We start from the raw sequence: 18,901 nt of genomic DNA, 5'->3' as shown, positions 1-18,901 counted from the left end.
CCGCATGTCCCAGGCTACGACGTTGAGCTTCGAGGATGAACACGGCTCGTATTTCGACACCGCGCTGCACAACGTCAAGAAGTGGACCGACATCAATGGCGTCGGCAATTACGACCTGGCTCCCGGCGAAATCGCCACCCACAGCGACACCATCAATGGCCGGGTGAAATTCGTAGGGACTTTCCTGAGCACGATTCCCTTCGCACGCAAATATGGCGTGCTGCAGTCGCCGCTGGAACTGTGGATCGAAGACTCCACGATCCAGAAAATCGCCACCGATGTCCCGGGGCTGGAACACGATTTCAACCGGTACCTGGACGCCAACCCATCCAATCGACGCATCGAAGAACTGGGGATCGGCACCAACGAAGGGGTCAAGAGCCTGTACGCCCGCAACGCCGGTTTCGAAGAGCGCCATTGCGGCCTGCACCTGGGGCTCGGTGGCGGCGCCAAGGGCAGCCATCACCTGGATCTGATTTTCGAAAGCGGTGTGCTGGCGTTGGATAATGAGCCGATGTTTGATGGGCGGTTTGTGCTTTAGGTTGAAATCGATGGTGGGGCTGCTGGCGCCATCGCGAGCAAGCTCGCTCCCACAGTTGATCTTCAGTGAACCATGGGTCCGTGCTCGACGCGGTCCCTGTGGGAGCGAGCTTGCTCGCGAAGACGGACTCAAAGGCACTGCATCACTTAAAGGCAGGCCAAAAAAAAAACGCCAACCCAACGGTCGGCGTTTTTTCTTGCAGCTTGCAGCTAGAAACTCACAGCTGCCTCACTCCGGCTTACGACGCCCAAACCCCGGACGCTGTCCCGAACCTGCCGGGGCACCACGGCGCTTGCCCGATGGTGCGTCGCGGTCAGCCAGGATGATGCCCGGGCGCTTTTTCGGCGCAGGCTTGGCCGGGCGCTTGGTGTCGGCCGGGCGATCCGCCACTGGCGTACCGCGACCAGCCGGGGCTCCACGCCCTTCGCCACGCTCGGTACGACCATTGGCCGGACGTGGCGCACGCGGACCGCGCTCGCCGTCCTGGCGTGGTGCTGGCTTGCGGGCCGGACGTTCGCCTTCGATCTGCGGCTCGCGGGAAGGACGCGGGCCGGTCGCTACGCCGTCGGCCGCAGGACGCAGCGTACGCACGCGCTCGGTCTTGCCCATCGGACGCGAGGACTTGCGCTGCATCCGCTCCAGCTTGTCCTTGCTCTTGGCGGTCATCTGTGGCATTGCCACAGGCTTGAGGCCCACTTCGGCCGCCAGGATGTCGACTTCCTGCTGGGTCATTTCACGCCACCGGCCCATCGGCAGGTCGGAGTTGAGGAACACCGGGCCGAAACGCACGCGCTTCAGGCGGCTGACCACCAACCCCTGGGATTCCCACAGGCGCCGCACTTCACGGTTGCGACCTTCCATCACCACGCAGTGGTACCAGTGGTTGAAACCTTCACCGCCCGGCGCCTGCTTGATGTCGGTAAAACGCGCGGGGCCGTCTTCCAGCACGACGCCGGCCTTGAGACGCTCGATCATCTCGTCGTCGACTTCGCCACGCACACGGACGGCGTATTCGCGGTCCATTTCGTAGGACGGGTGCATCAGACGGTTCGCCAGCTCACCGTCGGTGGTGAACATCAGCAAACCGGTGGTGTTGATGTCCAGGCGACCGATGTTGATCCAACGGCCTTCTTTCGGGCGCGGCATCTTGTCGAACACGGTCGGACGGCCTTCCGGGTCGTCACGGGTGCAGATCTCACCGTCGGGCTTGTTGTACATGATCACGCGGCGCACCGTTTCAGCGGCCTCTTCGCGCTTGATCACCTTGCCATCGATGGTGATGGCGTCGTGCATGTCGACGCGCAGGCCCAAGGTGGCGTCTTTGCCGTTGACCTTGATGCGACCCTGGGTGATCCAGGCTTCCACGTCACGGCGCGAACCGACGCCAATGCGGGCGAGGACTTTTTGCAGTTTTTCGCCTGCTGGGCCGATTTCCTGGCTGTCGTTCTGGTCTTGGTCGTTCATTTCTGGGCACCTCCCGGTGTGGTCGAGCCAGGCTTGGCCTGACACTTTGAAAAACAGGTCTTTCGGCGAAGGGATCGCCAAAGGGTCGCGAATCATACGCTCGTTGAGGTGATTGCGCATCAGAGACTAGCTGATCAACCAGCGTCCGGCGCTTTTTCCGCCGACTGGTGATGCCCGGCTTGGCGGGGACTTAATGAATGCCCCCTGTGGGAGCCAGCGTTTCCAAATCAGTTGGATCAGTCGTCGAACTGGCGCCGTTCGTTCTCGATCGCTTCGGCCTCTTCGTCGCTCAGTGCGGGTTCCGTCGGCGCAAGGGCGGCGACGGCGGCCAGCAATTTTTCCCGGGCTTCGGCGACGCCAAGGATGTCCTCCTCGGGCTCGGGCGCCGGCGTGTGCTCGATTTCACTGAGAGGTGGCGCCAGCTCATCCGTCTCGCCCTCAGGACCAGGACCTTCACGCAGCAGGTCGTCGAAGTCGGTCTTCAAGCCCTCCTCCATCGTGTCCAGCTCCAGCAGCAACGAATGGAAACTGGTCTCTTCCTTCGGCTCCTCAGGCTCGGCGCTGGCGTCGGCCAGTTCCTGCAAGCCCTGGGGCACCGGAGCGTCGTCGAATTCCAGCATCGGCTCGGGTTCCAACTCCCGCAGTTCCGCCAGCGGCGGCAAATCATCGAGGTTCTTCAGGTTGAAGTGATCGAGAAAGGCCTTGGTGGTGGCGAACATCGCCGGCTTGCCCGGCACGTCGCGATAACCGACGACGCGAATCCACTCGCGCTCCAGCAAGGTCTTGACGATGTTGCTGTTGACCGCCACGCCGCGCACATCCTCGATCTCGCCGCGAGTGATCGGCTGGCGATAGGCGATCAGCGCCATGGTTTCGAGCAGCGCCCGGGAATAACGCTGCGGCCGTTCTTCCCACAGGCGCCCGACCCATGGGGCGAACTTCTCACGGATTTGCAGGCGGTACCCGGATGCCACTTCCTTGAGCTCGAAAGCCCGACCCTCGCAGGATTTTCCCAGCAATGTCAGCGCTTTCTTGAACACGGCCGGCTCGGGCCGCTCGCCTTCTTCGAAGAGTTCAAACAGACGCTCCATCGATTGCGGCTTTCCCGAGGCCAACAGGAAAGCTTCAAGCAAGGGGGCCAGCTCGCGGGGTTCAGTCAGATTCATTGATTTGCTCGTTATTCGGCTCGGGCTCGCACGTGGATCGCTGCGAACGGCTCATTCTGCACCAGCTCGACCAAGGATTCCTTGACCAATTCCAGGACCGCCATAAACGTCACCACCACGCCCAGCCGCCCTTCCTCGGCGGTGAACAGCTCGACGAAGGGGACGAAGCCGCCGCCCTTGAGCCGTTCCAGCACATCGCTCATGCGCTCGCGGGTGGACAGCGCTTCGCGACTGACCTGGTGGCTTTCAAACATATCGCCCCGGCGCAGGACCTCGGCCATGGACATCAGCAACTCTTCCAGGCTGACGTCGGGCAACAACTTGCGTGCCCGCGCCTCGGGGGCATCGAGCTTGGGCACCACCACATCGCGCCCAACCCGGCTCAGGCCGTCGATGCCCTCGGCGGCCACCTTGAAGCGCTCGTATTCCTGCAAGCGCCGGATCAGCTCGGCCCGTGGATCGTCTTCTTCCTCTTCGATTTCGGCCGAACGCGGCAGCAGCATGCGCGACTTGATTTCGGCGAGCATGGCCGCCATCACCAGGTACTCCGCCGCCAGTTCCAGGCGCACCGACTGCATCAGCTCGACGTAGCCCATGTACTGGCGGGTGATTTCCGCCACGGGAATGTCGAGGATATTGATGTTCTGTTTGCGGATCAGATACAGCAGCAGGTCGAGCGGGCCTTCGAAGGCTTCGAGGAAAACCTCCAGCGCATCCGGCGGAATGTACAGGTCCAGGGGCATTTCCATGACCGCCTGGCCATAGACCATCGCGAATGGCAGCTCCTGTTGCGCGCCAGCCTGGCTGTCCACGCTGTCGACGGCGGTTTCCACAACGGACATTCAGGCCTCGACCATGAACGGCGTCGGGTCGCCGCAGCCGACGCGCACCACCTGCGGCTCGCCGTCGGCCAGGTTGATCACGGTGGAGGCCTCCATGCCACCGAAACCGCCGTCGATGATCAGGTCGACCTGATGCTCGAGCAACTGGCGGATTTCGTAGGGATCCGTCAACGGATCGATCTCGCCGGGCATGATCAGCGTCACGCTCATCAAGGGTTCCCCCAGCTCCGCCAGCAGCGCCAGGGCAATGGGGTGGCTCGGCACGCGCAGGCCGATGGTGCGTTTTTTTGGATGCAACAACAGCCGCGGGACTTCCCGGGTAGCGTTCAGGATAAACGTATAGGGTCCGGGCAGATGGGCCTTGAGCAGACGGAAAGTACCGGTGTCGATCTTGGCGAACAGCCCCAACTGCGAAAGGTCGCTGCAGATGAGCGCGAAGTTGTGCTTGTCATCCAGCTGACGCAGGCGTCTGACCCGCTCGACGGCATTCTTGTCGCCGATCTGGCAACCAATGGCGTAGGACGAGTCGGTGGGATAAACCACCACGCCACCGCCACGGATGATTTCCACGGCCTGTTTGATCAGGCGCGCTTGCGGGTTTTCCGGATGAATCTGGAAAAATTGACTCACGTGTTCTACCTGTTCAGACGGCGGCGATAACGGGATCATGTTTGAATCTACACCATAGTGGTGGCAGATCTTCCGGCAACGGGCGGTATTCGCCAATCTCGGACCAGCCCCCCGGGCCATGGAAATCGCTGCCGGCGCTCACCAGCAGTCCAAACTCCCGGGCGAGGATCGCCAGGCTGCCGACCTGCTCGGCCGGCTGATGGCCATTGACCACTTCGATGGCATGGCCCCCTGCTTGAATATAGTCGGCTATCAGGCGGCGGCGCTTGCTGCGGGTGAAATCGTAGTGCCAGGGATGGGCCAGGCTGATCCAGGCGCCAGCGGCCCGCAGCGTCCCGACCGTCTCCTCGAGCGTCGGCCAGTGCTGCTTGACGTCCCCCAGCTTGCCGGCCCCCAGCCATTTGCGGAAGGCTTCGGCGCGGTCCTTGACGAAACCTTCGCGCACCATCCAGTCGGCAAAATGCGGTCGGGCCGGCGCGTTGCCGCTGTCGCCCAATTCCTGTTGGATCTGCCGCGCGCCTTCCAGCGCGCCGGGCATGCCCTTGAGGGCGAGCTTGCGGCTGATCTCCTCGGAGCGCAGCCAACGACCATCGCGCAACTCGGCGATGGCCTGGACCAAGGGCGGTGCCGTCACATCAAAACCGTAGCCCAGTACATGAATGGTCGCCCCGCCCCAGGTACAGGACAGCTCGACCCCGTTGACCAACTGCATGCCCAGCGCGGTCGCGGCGCCGCGGGCCTCGTCGAGGCCTTCGAGGGTATCGTGATCGGTCAGGGCCAGGACTCGCACGCCGTGCTCGAACGCCCGCGCCACCAGAACCGCAGGCGCCAGGGCGCCATCGGAGGCCGTGCTATGGCAGTGCAAATCAACATTCACGGGACTTTGTTACCTCAAATCAGCTGGCCCTATCGCGGCCAAGGATGTTTGTTATTATGCCGCCACATCCTGCTCCTGGCTGCCACTGTGAAACAATTCATCGATTTCATCCCGCTCCTGCTGTTTTTCATCGTCTACAAACTTGATCCCCGGACCGTCGATATCGCCGGCCAGTCCTTGACTGTAGGCGGTATCTACAGCGCCACCGCGGTGCTGATCATCAGTTCCCTGGTGGTCTACGGCGCGCTGTTCATCTCCCAGCGCAAGCTGGAGAAGAGCCAGTGGCTGACCCTGATCGCCTGCCTTGTATTCGGTAGCCTGACCCTGGCCTTCCACAGCGAGACCTTCCTCAAATGGAAAGCCCCGGTGGTCAACTGGCTGTTCGCCCTGGCCTTCATCGGCAGCCACTTCATCGGCGACCGCCTGCTGATCAAGCGCATCATGGGCCACGCCATCAACCTGCCCGAGCTGGTCTGGACCCGCCTGAACATCGCCTGGATCGCGTTTTTCCTGTTCTGTGGTGCCGCCAACCTGTTCGTTGCGTTCACGTTCCAGGAATACTGGGTCGACTTCAAGGTGTTCGGCAGCCTGGGCATGACGTTGCTGTTCCTGATTGGCCAGGGCATCTACCTGTCCCGTCACTTGCACGATGCCGACCCCACCACGCCAAAAACCGAGGACTGACATGCTCTACGCCATCATCGCCACCGACGTCGCCAACTCCCTGGAAAAACGCCTGGCTGCCCGCCCCGAGCACCTGGAGCGCCTGCAACAGCTCAAGGCCGAAGGCCGCATCGTGCTGGCCGGTCCCCATCCGGCGGTGGACAGCAACGACCCGGGCGCCGCCGGTTTTACCGGCAGCCTGATCGTGGCCGAGTTCGAGTCCCTGGCCGCCGCGCAAGCCTGGGCCAAGGCCGACCCGTTCGTGGCAGCTGGCGTCTATGCCAATGTCGAGGTCAAGCCGTTCAAGCAAGTCCTGCCGTAAATCCCCCGGCGCGATGAGCCTTCCTGGCTCATTGCGCCCAATGGCTCATTGTTCTCGTCCGCCTGCCGACAACCTGTCTAATCTGCTAAATCTCGATTGGAATTCAGGAGCTGCAATGCGCAAAGGTCCGTTGTGCCTGTTGTTGGTCACGTTGGCGATCGGGGCGCCCGCCCATGGCGAGGAAACCGCCGAAGCCGGCCATTCGACGCCCTTGTCGCTGAGCGCAGGCGGCCAGATCGCCGAATTGCAGCAACGCTTGAAAGACAGCGAGCGCATGCGTGAAGAGCTCACCCAACAATTACAGAACACCAACGGCGAACGCGAAAGCGCGCTGGTGGGGCGGTTGCGCCAGGAAAACCAGCGCTTGAAACTGCAGCTCAAGGAAGCCCAGGCCAGTCCCCTGCCACGCCTGCTGACCGATCAGCAGCAGTGGTTCGTGGTGGGCGCCGGGGTAGCGCTATTGGCCCTGCTCTGCGGTATCTTTGCCAGCGGTGGACGTAGACAACGTCGGCAATGGCTAAATTGAGTGAGTCATGAGCGAGCTGTTACTGATAGATGATGACCAGGAGCTGTGTGAGCTCCTCGGCAGTTGGCTGGGCCAGGAAGGTTTCCAGGTCCGCGCTTGCCACGATGGCCTGAGCGCCCGCAAGGCCCTGGCTGAAACCGCCCCGGCGGCGGTGGTGCTGGATGTGATGCTGCCCGACGGCAGCGGCCTGGAATTGCTCAAGCAATTGCGCAACGATCATCCGGATCTGCCGGTATTGATGCTCTCGGCCCGTGGCGAGCCGCTGGACCGCATTCTTGGCCTGGAACTGGGCGCCGACGACTACCTGGCCAAGCCCTGCGACCCACGGGAACTGACCGCCCGCCTGCGCGCGGTGCTGCGACGCAGTCATCCGACGGCCGTGTCCAGCCAGATCGAACTGGGCGACCTGACCTTCAGCCCGGTACGCGGCGTCGTCAGCATCGACGAGCAGGAACAAACCCTCACCGTGTCCGAAAGCCGTCTGCTCGAAGCGCTGCTCAAGCAGCCGGGCGAGCCGCTGGACAAGCAGGAGCTGGCGCAGCTCGCCCTGGGCCGCAAGCTGACCCTGTACGACCGCAGCCTCGATATGCACGTAAGCAACCTGCGCAAGAAAATCGGCCCCCACCCCGACGGCCGGCCACGGATCGTGGCGCTGCGTAGCCGGGGTTATTACTACAGCCTCTGAACGCAGCTTGGACCGAGGGACATGGCCAGCCCTGTGGCGAGGGAGCTTGCTCCCGCTCGGTTGCGCAGCAACCGCAAGATCTTTGGGGCCGCTTCGCAGCCCAGCGGGAGCAAGCTCCCTCGCCACGGGGATTTGTGTTTGACTCCTCGTTTTGTCAGGTCCGCACCAAACCGTCTTTACCCAAGCTTTACCCACCCCTGACCGCCGCTGACCTTGATCTCCGTAATCTGGACACATCCGGAACTGACCGGGAACGAGACAAGGAGAAACACCATGCGCAAGACCCTCACCGCCCTGATGTTCGCCGCTGCGCTGCCGACCGTCGCCATGGCCATGCCCGAAGGTCCTGGCCCGATGGGCCCGATGGACGGCCCGCGCCACGGTGGCCAGATGCACGACAGAGGCCCCTATAGCCAACTGGACCTGAGCCACGAGCAACGCCAGCAGATCCGTCGGATCATGGGTGAACAACGCCACGAACAACGTGAACTGGTGGACAAATACCTGGCCAAGCTGTCGCCAGCCGACCAGAAAGCCATGCAGGATGAAAGGGAGGCTCGGCACCAGAAGGTCGATGCGCAGATCCGCGCACTGTTGAAGCCGGAACAACAGAAAGCATTCGACGCGATCCAGAAGAAGCAGGCCGAACGTCGGGCCGAGTGGGCCGAATTCAAGGCCTGGAAAGCGCAACAGCCGCAAAAAGCGCAATAATGCCCTGAAGTACCACCAGCCCAACGGCACACCGCCGTTGGGCTTTCTTTGTTTTCGAGGATAAATCCGTGCGCTCATTGTTCTGGCGCGTCCTGGCCAGTTTCTGGCTGGCCATCGCTCTGGTGGCGGGACTTTCGATTCTGATGGGCCACATGTTGAACCAGGACGCCTGGATCCTCAGCCGTCATCCCGGTCTCAACACCCTGGCCGAAGAGTGGACGCAGACGTACGAAAGTCAGGGCGAAGACGCCGCCCAAGACATCCTCCAACAGCGCAAGCGCCAGTACCACATCGACGTCCAAGTGCTCAACGAAAGTGGCGACCCGGTGGTGCGAGGTACCTTTCCTCACCGTGCCGCCGCGTTCGAGGCGCGCCAGAACAACGACGACCGACGCCTGCCCTGGCGGCGCCTGACCGACGAGTTCACCAGCGCCAAGACTGGCGACACGTACCTGTTCATCTACCGCATTCCCCATCCCGAATTGGACGCCTGGCATCGCGAAAGCCTGCTCTGGCCCCTTAGCGCACTGGCGATCGCACTGGTGGTGCTGACCCTGTTCAGCCTGTTGGTGACCCTGTCCATCACCCGGCCGCTGAGCCGCCTGCGCGGCGCGGTGCATGATCTGGGGCAAGCCGCCTATCAGCAGAACAGCCTCGCCAAGCTGGCCAACCGCCGAGACGAGTTTGGTGTGCTGGCCACGGATTTCAACCGCATGGGTGCGCGCTTGCAAAGCCTGATCGCCAGCCAGCGCCAATTGCTGCGCGACGTTTCCCACGAATTGCGCTCGCCCCTGGCCAGGCTGCGCATCGCCCTGGCACTGGCGGAGCGCGCCAGCCCCGAGGAGCGCGAAAAGCTCTGGCCGCGCCTGACGCGTGAGTGTGATCGCCTGGAAGCGCTGATCAGTGAAATTCTGGTCCTGGCTCGCGTCGATGCCGACAATGCCAGTGCCGAAGAGGTCGATCTCAACGGGCTGCTGATCAATTTACAAAAAGATGCCCAGATGGCTTCGCCGGAGCAAATCGTGCAGCTGGAAACCCAGCCGGACCTGACCCTCAAGGGTTGGCCGACGATGATCGAGCGTGCCGTGGACAATTTGTTGCGCAACGCCCAGCGCTTCAGTCCAAATGGGCAACCCGTCGAGATGCGTGCGGTTCAGCAAGGGGAACGGATCCTGATCAGCGTGCGTGACCATGGGCCGGGCGTCGAGGCCGAGCATCTGGGCCAACTGGGCGAACCGTTCTATCGCGCGCCCGGCCAGACCGCTGCCGGTCACGGCCTGGGCCTGGCGATCGCCCGCCGCGCAGCCGAACGCCACGGCGGAGCGCTGGTATTGGCCAACCATCCCGAGGGCGGGTTCATCGCGACGCTGGAATTGCCGTTGGTGCCAGGGGCTGTCGTCCTCCCGTAACACACCGCACTGTAGGAGCTGCCGAAGGCTCGGGCCGCGTTCGGACGATCTTTTGATCTTTCGCTCCAGATTCAATCGTCTGGGACAAGATCGCAGCCTCGTTGCACTCGGCAGCTCCTACATGGCTCCTATATGGCGTCAGAACCATACAGCCCCGATCAAACCAAACGATAATTCCTCTTATTCAAACCGCCCCGCCCTGTTAGACTTTGCGCCCGCGTTTCACTCGTCCCGCAGGATTTCCAATGCCGTCGTTGCCTCTTCGCTTATGCGCTCTGCTGTTGGCCTTGGGCCTGAGTGCCTGCGACGACGCCCCGCGTTTCACCCAGGCCGAGCCCGGCGAAGCCAAGTCCGGTGGCAACGCGACGGTACGCAAGGCTGACCAGAATGCCTTTTCCCTGCCTTCGGCCAACCTGCCGCCCTCGCGGCGCGTGGATTTCAGCGTCGGCAACAGTTTCTTCCGCAGCCCTTGGGTGATCGCCCCTTCGACGACGACTGCCCGCGATGGCCTCGGCCCCTTGTTCAATACCAATGCCTGTCAGAACTGTCATATCAAGGACGGTCGCGGCCACCCGCCGGCGCCAGACGCAACCAGCGCGGTATCGATGCTGGTGCGCCTGTCGATTCCTGACGCGCCACCCTACGCCAAGGTCATCGAACAGCTCGGCGTCGTGCCGGAACCGACCTACGGCGGACAATTGCAGGACATGTCCGTGCCAGGCGTTGCGCCAGAAGGCAAGGTGCGGGTCGACTACTCGCCGGTCCCGGTGCGTTTCAACGACGGCACCGTCGTGGAACTGCGCAAGCCGACCTTGCAGATCAGCCAATTGGGGTATGGCCCGATGCACCCCGACACGCGCTTTTCGGCCCGCGTCGCACCGCCGATGATCGGCCTGGGTTTGCTGGAAGCCATCCCCGACGACGCCATCCTGGCGAATGCACAGGCTCAGGCACGGGACAAAAACGGGATTGCTGGCCGTCTGAACAGGGTCTGGGACGACGTCCAGCAAAAGACCGTGCCGGGGCGTTTCGGCTGGAAGGCCGGGCAGCCGAACCTCAATCAACAGAACGTCCATGCGTTTTCCGGCGACATGGGCCTGACGACCAGCCTGCGTCCGGTCGACGATTGCACCGAGGCCCAGGTCGATTGCAAGCGCGCGCCCAACGGCAACGGTCCGAAGGGCGAGCCGGAAGTCAGCGACAATATTCTGCGCCTGGTGTTGTTCTACAGCCGCAACCTCGCCGTGCCGGCCCGCCGCGACGTGAACTCGCCCCAGGTGCTGGCGGGCAAGAACCTGTTTTTCCAGGCCGGTTGCCAGTCCTGTCACACCCCCCAATACACCACGTCCGCCACCGCTGCCGAGCCGGAGTTGGCGAACCAGATCATCCGCCCCTACACCGATCTGCTGCTGCACGACATGGGCGAAGGCCTGGCAGACAACCGCAGCGAGTTCCAGGCCAGCGGCCGCGATTGGCGGACTCCGCCGTTGTGGGGTATCGGCCTGACCGAAACCGTCAGCGGTCATACCCAGTTCCTGCACGACGGTCGCGCCCGCAACCTCCTCGAAGCCGTGCTCTGGCATGACGGCGAAGCCCAGGCGGCGCAGCGACAGGTCTTAGCTTTCAACGCCGAGCAGCGCGCTGCGCTGTTGGCTTTCCTGAATTCCCTTTAAACGTAATTTCCTGAAACGGGAGCCCGACATGTTCCGTCCCAAGCTGTTGTTCACCAGCCTCGCCGCCCTCGCCCTCGGTGCCTGCTCGCCCCAGGATCCCCAGGCGGTCACGTCGGCGGCCATTGCCAAGCAAGTGATCCTGCCGACCTACAGCCGCTGGGTCGAGGCCGACCGGCAATTGGCGACCAGTGCCTTGGCGTTCTGCCAAGGCAAGGAAACCCTGGAGACCGCCCGCGCCGACTTCCTCAAGGCGCAAAAAGCCTGGGCCGAACTGCAACCGCTGCTGATCGGTCCATTGGCCGAGGGCAACCGTGCCTGGCAGGTCCAATTCTGGCCCGACAAGAAAAACCTGGTGGGCCGTCAGGTCGAGCAACTGGTCAACAGCGAGCCGCAGATCGACGCCGCCGGCCTGGCCAAGTCCAGTGTGGTCGTGCAAGGGCTCTCCGCCTACGAATACCTGCTGTTCGACGCCAAGATCGACATGGCCGACAGCGCCCAGAAAGCCAAGTATTGCCCGTTGCTCACCGCCATCGGTGAACGCCAGAAGCAACTGGCCGAAGAAATCCTGTCCCGCTGGAACACCAACGACGGCATGCTCGCCCAGATGAGCAAGTTTCCCAACCAGCGCTACGCCGATTCCCACGAGGCAATCGCCGATCTCCTGCGGGTCCAGGTCACCGCCCTGGACACCTTGAAGAAAAAGCTCGGCACGCCAATGGGCCGCCAGAGCAAGGGCGTGCCGCAACCGTTCCAGGCCGATGCCTGGCGCAGCCAATCGTCACTGCAAGGTCTGGAAGCCAGCCTGAGCGCCGCCAGGATCGTGTGGGTCGGCGTCGATAACAAAGGCCTGCGCGGTCTGTTGCCAAGCGATCAGAAGCCGTTGGCGGACAAGATCGATGCTGCCTACGATGCCTCGTTGAAGTTGTTCGCCAGCAGCCAGCGCTCGCTGACCGATATGCTCAACGACGACGCCGGGCGCCAGCAACTCAACGATTTGTACGACAGCCTCAACGTTGTCCACCGCCTGCACGAAGGCGAACTGGCCAAGGCGTTGGGCATTCAACTGGGCTTTAACGCCAACGACGGTGATTGATCATGTTTCGACGTCAGGCTCTGGCACTCGGCAGCTTGCTGCTGGGTGCCGTTACCCTGGGCGGCTGGACGCTGTTCAAGCAAAAGGACAAGAGTCCGCTACTGCTTTCGGCACGGGACGATGGCGATGGCAATCACTTCGCCGTCGGCTATCGACTGGACGGCACCCGGGTGTTCGCCACCCAGGTCGGCCAGCGTTGCCATGACATCATCAACCACCCGACGCTGCCGATCGCGCTGTTCGTTGCCCGCCGTCCAGGCACCGAAAGCTATCTGATCGACCTGCGCGACGGGACGCTGCTGCAGACCATCGCCTCGTTGCCGAACCGGCATTTCTACGGTCATGCCGTGATCCACAAGAGTGGCGAGTGGTTGTACGCCACAGAGAACGACACCCGCGACCCGGGGCGTGGCCTGCTGGGCGTGTATCGTTTCGAAGGCGAGCGGCTGGTCCACAGCGGCGAAATCTCCACCCACGGCATCGGTCCCCATCAAGTGTCATGGATGCCCGACGGCGAGACATTGGTCGTCGCCAACGGCGGCATTCGCACCGAGGCCGAAAGTCGGGTCGAAATGAACCTTGACGCCATGGAGCCGAGCCTGGTCCTGATGCAGCGCGATGGCACGCTGCTGAGCAAGGAAACCCTCGCCCAGCAGATGAACAGCGTGCGCCATTTGGGCATCGCCAGCGACGGGACCATCGTCTCCGGCCAGCAATTCATGGGCGCCGCACACGAGCCGTCGGAACTGCTGGCCATCAAACGACCGGGCCAACCCTTCCAGGCCTTCCCGGTGCCCGAACACCAACTGCAAGCCATGGGGCACTATACCGCCAGCGTGGCCGTGCACAGCGCACTGCGCCTGGTGGCGTTGACGGCGCCACGGGGCAATCGCTTTTTCATCTGGGACCTGGACAGCGGCGAAGTTCGCCTGGACGCGCCGTTACCGGATTGCGCCGGAGTGGGCGCGGTGGCCGACGGTTTCGTCGTGACGTCAGGCCAGGGACGTTGCCGCTATTACGATTGCCGGCAATCGAAATGGGTGGCGAAACCGCTGGACCTGCCGGCAGGGCTCTGGGACAACCATCTGCATCTGGTCTGAGCGGGGAAGCGAAGGCGGTCGGTGCTGGGCGCCCTGACTTTTCGGAAGAATCCTACGCCCCACCGCCCTGCCAGCATCTGGAATACCCCGCGCGCACAGGGTAATGTGCCCGCCTATCTGTATTTTCTCTCAGCTCTTTTCCAAGGAAGTGGAACATGCTGCGACGCCGCATGCTGATCATGTTGGGTGTTGTCCTGCTGGTGGTGCTGTTGCTGGCAGGCTACAAGGCCTTCTCCATCTACCAGCAGATCCAGATGTTTTCTGTCCCGAAACCGCCCGTCAGCGTTGCCGTGGCCAAGGCCACCGAGCAACCCTGGCAGTCTCGCCTGCCCACCGTCGGCAGCCTGAAGGCCTTGCAAGGCGTTGACCTGAGCCTGGAGATTGCCGGCACGGTGCAAAAGCTGCAGTTCGAATCGGGACAAAAGGTCAAGGCCGGCCAACCGCTCCTGCAGCTGGACAGCGAAGTCGAAAGCGCCCTGCTGGAAACCGCCCAGGCTGACCTTGGCCTGTCGCAGCTGGATTTCGGCCGGGGTCGACAACTGGTCGGAAGCCAGGCGATTTCCAAAGGTGAATTCGATCGGCTCGCGGCCCAATTGAAGAAAAACCAGGCCACGGTCAACCAGCTCAAGGCATCGCTGGCGAAGAAACACATCGTCGCGCCGTTCAGCGGCACCATCGGCATTCGCCAAGTGGACGTTGGCGACTACCTGGCCAGCGGCACGGTGATCGCCACCCTGCAGGACCTCAGTAGCCTGTACGTAGACTTCTACGTTCCCGAACAGACGGTGCCCCGACTGGCCGTCGCCCAACCGATCAATGTCAGCGTCTCGGCCTATCCCGGCCAGACGTTCGTCGGTGCCATCAGCGCCATCAACCCCAAGGTCGAGGACAGCACCCGCAATGTGCTGGTGCGCGCCACCCTCGCCAACCCCGATGGCAAGCTGTTGCCCGGCATGTTTGCCAACCTGCAGGTCGTCTTGCCAGACGTGGCCGCCGGCATCGTCGTGCCGGAGAGCGCCGTGACCTACACGCTCTACGGCAACTCGATGTACGTGGTCACCCAGAAGAAAGCCGCCGATGGCAGCGTCGAGAAAGATGACAAGGGCCAGCCGGTCCTGATCGCCGAGCGGCGCTTCGTCGAGACCGGTGAGCGTCGCGACGGGCAGGTCCTGGTGACCAGGGGCGTGCACAGCGGTGAAGACGTGGTGATTGCCGGCCAGCTCAAGCTCGACAACGGCACGTCCATCGCCATCAGCGACGACAAGACCCTGACCGAACAGAACAGCACGCCGCGCGCGGACTGATCAAGGAACCCCCATGGCTTTTACCGATCCGTTCATCCGCCGCCCGGTGCTCGCCACCGTGGTCAGCCTGTTGATCGTGCTGCTGGGCTTCCAGGCCTGGAGCAAGTTGCCCCTGCGCCAGTATCCGCAGATGGAAAACGCCCTGATCACGGTGACCACCGCCTACCCCGGCGCCAATGCCGAGACCATCCAGGGCTATATCACCCAGCCAATGCAACAAAGCCTGGCCAGTGCCGAAGGCATCGACTACATGACCTCGGTCAGCCGACAGAATTTCTCGGTGATCTCGGTCTATGCCCGTATCGGCTCCAACAGCGACCGGCTCTTTACCGAACTGCTGGCCAAGGCCAACGAGGTCAAGAACCAGCTGCCCCAGGACGCCGAGGACCCCGTTCTCAGCCGAGAGGCTGCCGACGCCTCGGCGCTGATGTACATCAGTTTCTTCAGCAAGGAATTGAACAATCCGCAGATCACCGACTACCTGTCACGGGTGATCCAGCCCAAACTGGCAACCCTGCCCGGCATGGCTGAGGCGGAGATTCTCGGCAACCAGGTCTTTGCCATGCGCCTTTGGCTGGACCCGGTCAAGCTCGCAGGCTTTGGGCTGACGGCCGCCGACGTGACCAATGCGGTGCGCCAGCAAAACTTCCTTTCCGCCGCCGGCGAAGTGAAAGGCGAGTACGTCGTTACCAGTATCAACGCCAACACCGAACTCAAGTCCGCCGAAGCGTTCGCCGCGATCCCCCTCAAGACCGCTGGCGACAGCCGCGTGTTGCTGCGGGACGTCGCTCGCGTGGAAATGGGCGCCGAAAACTACGACACCATCAGCTCCTTTGGCGGCACGCCTTCGGTATACATCGGGATCAAGGCCACACCCGGCGCGAACCCACTGGACGTGATCAAGGAAGTGCGCAAGATCATGCCGGAGATGGAAGCCCAGCTTCCGACCAACCTCAAGGCCGAGATCGCCTATGACGCCACGTTGTTCATCCAGGCCTCCATCGACGAGGTGGTGAAGACCCTGTTCGAGGCGGTACTGATCGTCATCGTCGTGGTCTTCCTGTTCCTCGGTGCCTTGCGTTCGGTGCTCATCCCGGTAGTGACCATTCCACTGTCGATGATCGGCGTCATGTTCTTCATGCAGTTGATGGGCTACTCCATGAACCTGCTGACGCTGCTGGCCATGGTGCTCGCCATCGGCCTGGTGGTGGACGATGCCATCGTGGTCGTGGAAAACATCCACCGACACATCGAGGAAGGCAAGACCCCATTCGACGCCGCCATTGAAGGCGCGCGGGAAATAGCCATGCCGGTGGTCTCGATGACCATCACCCTCGCGGCGGTGTACGCGCCTATCGGCCTGCTTGAAGGCCTGACGGGGGCATTGTTCAAGGAGTTCGCCTTGACCCTGGCTGGCGCAGTGGTCATTTCAGGCATCGTCGCGCTGACCTTGTCGCCCATGATGTGCGCAATGCTCCTGCGCCATGACGAGAATCCCTCGGGGCTGGCCCATCGACTGGACGTGATTTTCGAACGCCTGAAAAACCGTTACCAACGCCTGCTCCATGGCACGCTCAACAGTCGGCCCGTGGTGCTGGTATTCGCGGTGATCGTGCTGTTGCTCATTCCCGTGCTGATCATGTTCACCAAGTCCGAGCTGGCGCCCGACGAGGACCAAGGCATCATCTTCATGATGGCCAACGCACCGAAGACAACCAACCTCGATTACCTGAACGCCTACACCGATCACTTCATCACGATCTTCAAGGAGTTCCCCGAGTACTACTCCTCGTTCCAGATCAACGGCTACAACGGCGTCCAGTCTGGTATCGGCGGCTTCCTGCTCAAACCCTGGAACGAACGCAGCCGCACCCAGATGGAAATCCTGCCCGAGGTCCAGGCCAAGCTGGAAAGCATCCCGGGCCTGCAGATCTTCGGTTTCAACCTGCCCTCGCTGCCGGGCACCGGCGAAGGCTTGCCCTTCGAGTTCGTCATCAATTCGCCGAAGGACTACACGACGCTGCTGCAGATCGCCGAACGGGTCAAGAAACGCGCGCTGGAGTCCGGCAAATTCGCTTTCATGGACATCGACCTGGCCTTCGACAAACCCGAAGTCGTGGTGGATATCGATCGCGCCAAGGCCGCCCAGATGGGCGTGTCGATGCAGGACCTGGGCGGAACCCTGGCAACACTGCTGGGTGAGTCCGAAATAAACCGCTTCACCCTGGAAGGGCGCAGCTACAAAGTGATTGCCCAGGTCGAACGACCGTTCCGGGACAATCCGGACTGGCTGAACAATTACTACGTAAAGAATACCCAGGGCGAATCGCTCCCGCTGTCGACGCTGATCAAGGTCAGCGACCGGGCACGACCGCGCCAATTGAATCAGTTCCAGCAGCTCAATGCGGTGACGATTTCAGGCTTTCCAACCGTAAGCATGGGCGAGGCCATTGAAACCGTCCGCCAGATTGCCCGCGAGGAAGCTCCGGTGGGGTTCGCCTTCGATTACGCCGGAGCTTCGCGCCAATTCGTACAGGAAGGCAGTGCGCTGTGGGTGACCTTTGGCCTGGCGCTGGCGATTATCTTCCTGGTGCTGGCCGCGCAGTTCGAAAGTTTCCGGGATCCACTGGTCATCCTGGTCACGGTGCCGCTGTCCATTTGCGGCGCGCTCATTCCGCTGTTCCTCGGCTGGTCGAGCATGAACATCTATACCCAGGTCGGGCTGGTGACGCTGATCGGACTGATCAGCAAGCACGGTATCCTGATCGTCGAGTTCGCCAACCAATTGCGCAAGGAACAAGGCCTGAGCCCGCGCGATGCCGTCGAGCAGGCCGCGTCGATACGACTGCGGCCCGTACTGATGACAACTGCGGCAATGGTATTCGGCATGGTGCCGTTGATCCTGGCCACCGGCGCCGGAGCGGTCAGCCGCTTCGACATCGGCACGGTCATCGCCACGGGCATGTCGATCGGCACCCTGTTCACGTTGTTCGTATTGCCCTGTGTCTACACCTTGCTGGCCAAAGCCGACAAACACTGAGACCTGTGACGGTGCAAAAAACAAAGGCCTCGCAAATGCGAGGCCTTTGTTTTGAATCAGGACGCTCAACTCTGAGGCTTCATGCCTTGGGACAGGCCAAACATGAACAGCAACAGATCGTTATCCGGTCGGATAGCATCCGTCGCCTTTGCTACTCGAGGCAAAGGGCAATGCGCGCCAACGGTGGAAGTATGGTTGGAGGCGCTGAGGATCTGTGATCGGGGCTGCTCCCATACCGCGACCGCCATTGATGCAACTGCCAGGGCTCCGACTAGAAACAAACCTCTAGCAATTTCTAGTTTCATCGCTATAAACCTTTGATAGCGCTGCCAAACGCCGTCTCATAAAAATAGACCAGTTTCTTCCAGTCAGAATCACGAAACGACGAATGGCGCCGCAGTTGCTTCATGTCGTGGGAGGCCGCGCTTCGGGCAGTCAAACGTTGTCGGCATTTCTCGAAATCCAGCAGGGCGACTTCGGCATTCGCCGACTCGCCTTCTCCGGTCACGCGGACAAACACATGCTTGATGTAGAGGCATCCATGTTGCCAGCGGCCTTTGTGCATACGGGCGAGATTGTCTGCCAACGACTGGAGAATACGGTCATGCACTGCTTCGCCATGACGTTCGCGTCCGCCCCCGGCATACCAGTGTTCGATTTCCTGGAAGCCATCCATCGCGTGAGTCACCAATAGCGCACGCCACTTATGCACTGGGTCTCTTTGGGCGCCGCAGAAAAAAATCTGGGGAACCGTGACGTTGAGCTCGCTCAGAGCCGACAGCGCGCGCTGCTCACGCAGCACAGTCGGGCGGCCAAACGGATGCATCAGGCTGCGGTAGATGTGCCCCGTCTGAC

Annotated in this window: 19 protein-coding genes; 12 read left to right on the top strand and 7 right to left on the bottom strand. The window is 62.1% G+C overall.

The features are described 5' to 3' along the window. Positions 1–541, top strand: a 541-nt coding sequence (locus M8Q45_RS28350; protein WP_502940631.1) for a CgnE/CgnB domain-containing protein, incomplete at its 5' end; no start/stop codon positions are given. Between the two features lie 228 nt (positions 542–769). On the opposite strand, the gene rluB is transcribed toward M8Q45_RS28350, so the two are convergent. The 5 genes from rluB to M8Q45_RS28325 form a co-directional block, all read right to left on the bottom strand. Then, positions 770–2,005 (bottom strand): 23S rRNA pseudouridine(2605) synthase RluB, encoded by a 1,236-nt coding sequence (gene rluB / locus M8Q45_RS28345; protein WP_030142493.1) that lies wholly within the window; start codon positions 2,003–2,005, stop codon positions 770–772. Between the two features lie 236 nt (positions 2,006–2,241). Further along, positions 2,242–3,171 carry an SMC-Scp complex subunit ScpB gene (gene scpB, locus M8Q45_RS28340; RefSeq protein ID WP_249875855.1) on the bottom strand — a complete coding sequence of 310 codons (930 nt, stop codon included), beginning with the start codon at positions 3,169–3,171 and terminating at the stop codon, positions 2,242–2,244. A gap of 11 nt (positions 3,172–3,182) precedes the next feature. Further along, positions 3,183–4,013 (bottom strand): segregation and condensation protein A, encoded by an 831-nt coding sequence (locus M8Q45_RS28335; RefSeq protein ID WP_502940351.1) that lies wholly within the window; start codon positions 4,011–4,013, stop codon positions 3,183–3,185. After that, positions 4,014–4,643, bottom strand: a complete 630-nt coding sequence (locus M8Q45_RS28330) for an L-threonylcarbamoyladenylate synthase (RefSeq protein ID WP_249875856.1) — start codon at positions 4,641–4,643, stop codon at positions 4,014–4,016. It lies immediately after the preceding gene. A gap of 13 nt (positions 4,644–4,656) precedes the next feature. Next, positions 4,657–5,520 (bottom strand): PHP domain-containing protein, encoded by an 864-nt coding sequence (locus M8Q45_RS28325; RefSeq protein ID WP_249875857.1) that lies wholly within the window; start codon positions 5,518–5,520, stop codon positions 4,657–4,659. 87 nt (positions 5,521–5,607) lie between these two features. Here M8Q45_RS28325 and M8Q45_RS28320 point away from each other — a divergent pair, with 87 nt between their 5' ends. From M8Q45_RS28320 to M8Q45_RS28270, 11 genes are all read left to right on the top strand, one after another. Continuing rightward, positions 5,608–6,204, top strand: a complete 597-nt coding sequence (locus M8Q45_RS28320) for a septation protein A (RefSeq protein ID WP_249875858.1) — start codon at positions 5,608–5,610, stop codon at positions 6,202–6,204. A 1-nt stretch (position 6,205) separates the two neighbouring features. Further along, entirely contained in the window at positions 6,206–6,505 is a 300-nt protein-coding gene (locus M8Q45_RS28315; protein WP_249875859.1) for a YciI family protein, read from the top strand. Between the two features lie 115 nt (positions 6,506–6,620). Continuing rightward, the gene (locus M8Q45_RS28310) at positions 6,621–7,031 is read left to right on the top strand and encodes an SH3 domain-containing protein (protein WP_249875860.1); all 411 of its coding nucleotides are present in this window, start codon (positions 6,621–6,623) and stop codon (positions 7,029–7,031) included. A 7-nt stretch (positions 7,032–7,038) separates the two neighbouring features. Then, entirely contained in the window at positions 7,039–7,716 is a 678-nt protein-coding gene (locus M8Q45_RS28305) for a response regulator transcription factor (protein WP_249875861.1), read from the top strand. A 273-nt stretch (positions 7,717–7,989) separates the two neighbouring features. Further along, positions 7,990–8,427 (top strand): Spy/CpxP family protein refolding chaperone, encoded by a 438-nt coding sequence (locus M8Q45_RS28300; RefSeq protein WP_249875862.1) that lies wholly within the window; start codon positions 7,990–7,992, stop codon positions 8,425–8,427. A gap of 68 nt (positions 8,428–8,495) precedes the next feature. Beyond that, positions 8,496–9,836 carry a sensor histidine kinase gene (locus M8Q45_RS28295; protein WP_249875863.1) on the top strand — a complete coding sequence of 447 codons (1,341 nt, stop codon included), beginning with the start codon at positions 8,496–8,498 and terminating at the stop codon, positions 9,834–9,836. A gap of 245 nt (positions 9,837–10,081) precedes the next feature. After that, on the top strand, positions 10,082–11,509 hold the full coding sequence (locus tag M8Q45_RS28290; RefSeq protein WP_249875864.1) for a di-heme oxidoreductase family protein: 1,428 nt from the start codon (positions 10,082–10,084) through the stop codon (positions 11,507–11,509). A 28-nt stretch (positions 11,510–11,537) separates the two neighbouring features. Next, positions 11,538–12,602: an imelysin family protein gene (locus M8Q45_RS28285; protein ID WP_249875865.1), complete on the top strand. Its 1,065-nt coding sequence runs from the start codon at positions 11,538–11,540 to the stop codon at positions 12,600–12,602. Positions 12,603–12,604: 2 nt separating this feature from the next. Further along, complete coding sequence (locus tag M8Q45_RS28280; RefSeq protein ID WP_249875866.1) at positions 12,605–13,702, top strand: DUF1513 domain-containing protein; 1,098 nt, start codon at positions 12,605–12,607, stop codon at positions 13,700–13,702. Positions 13,703–13,857: 155 nt separating this feature from the next. Further along, positions 13,858–15,006: an efflux RND transporter periplasmic adaptor subunit gene (locus M8Q45_RS28275; RefSeq protein ID WP_249875867.1), complete on the top strand. Its 1,149-nt coding sequence runs from the start codon at positions 13,858–13,860 to the stop codon at positions 15,004–15,006. A 13-nt stretch (positions 15,007–15,019) separates the two neighbouring features. Continuing rightward, positions 15,020–18,046, top strand: a complete 3,027-nt coding sequence (locus M8Q45_RS28270) for a multidrug efflux RND transporter permease subunit (protein WP_249875868.1) — start codon at positions 15,020–15,022, stop codon at positions 18,044–18,046. 65 nt (positions 18,047–18,111) lie between these two features. Here the strand turns inward: M8Q45_RS28270 and M8Q45_RS28265 are convergent, their stop codons facing one another. Next, positions 18,112–18,351, bottom strand: a complete 240-nt coding sequence (locus tag M8Q45_RS28265) for a hypothetical protein (protein ID WP_030142508.1) — start codon at positions 18,349–18,351, stop codon at positions 18,112–18,114. A gap of 2 nt (positions 18,352–18,353) precedes the next feature. Further along, a partial coding sequence (locus M8Q45_RS28260) for a lipopolysaccharide kinase InaA family protein (RefSeq protein ID WP_249877410.1) occupies positions 18,354–18,901 on the bottom strand: 548 nt, incomplete at its 5' end.

The organism is Pseudomonas sp. T1.Ur (genome assembly GCF_023516725.1).
Taxonomy (GTDB): Bacteria; Pseudomonadota; Gammaproteobacteria; order Pseudomonadales; family Pseudomonadaceae; genus Aquipseudomonas; species Aquipseudomonas alvandae.
The sequence above is the reverse complement of the archived record's forward strand: the minus strand, read 5'-3'. Positions and strand labels throughout refer to the sequence as shown.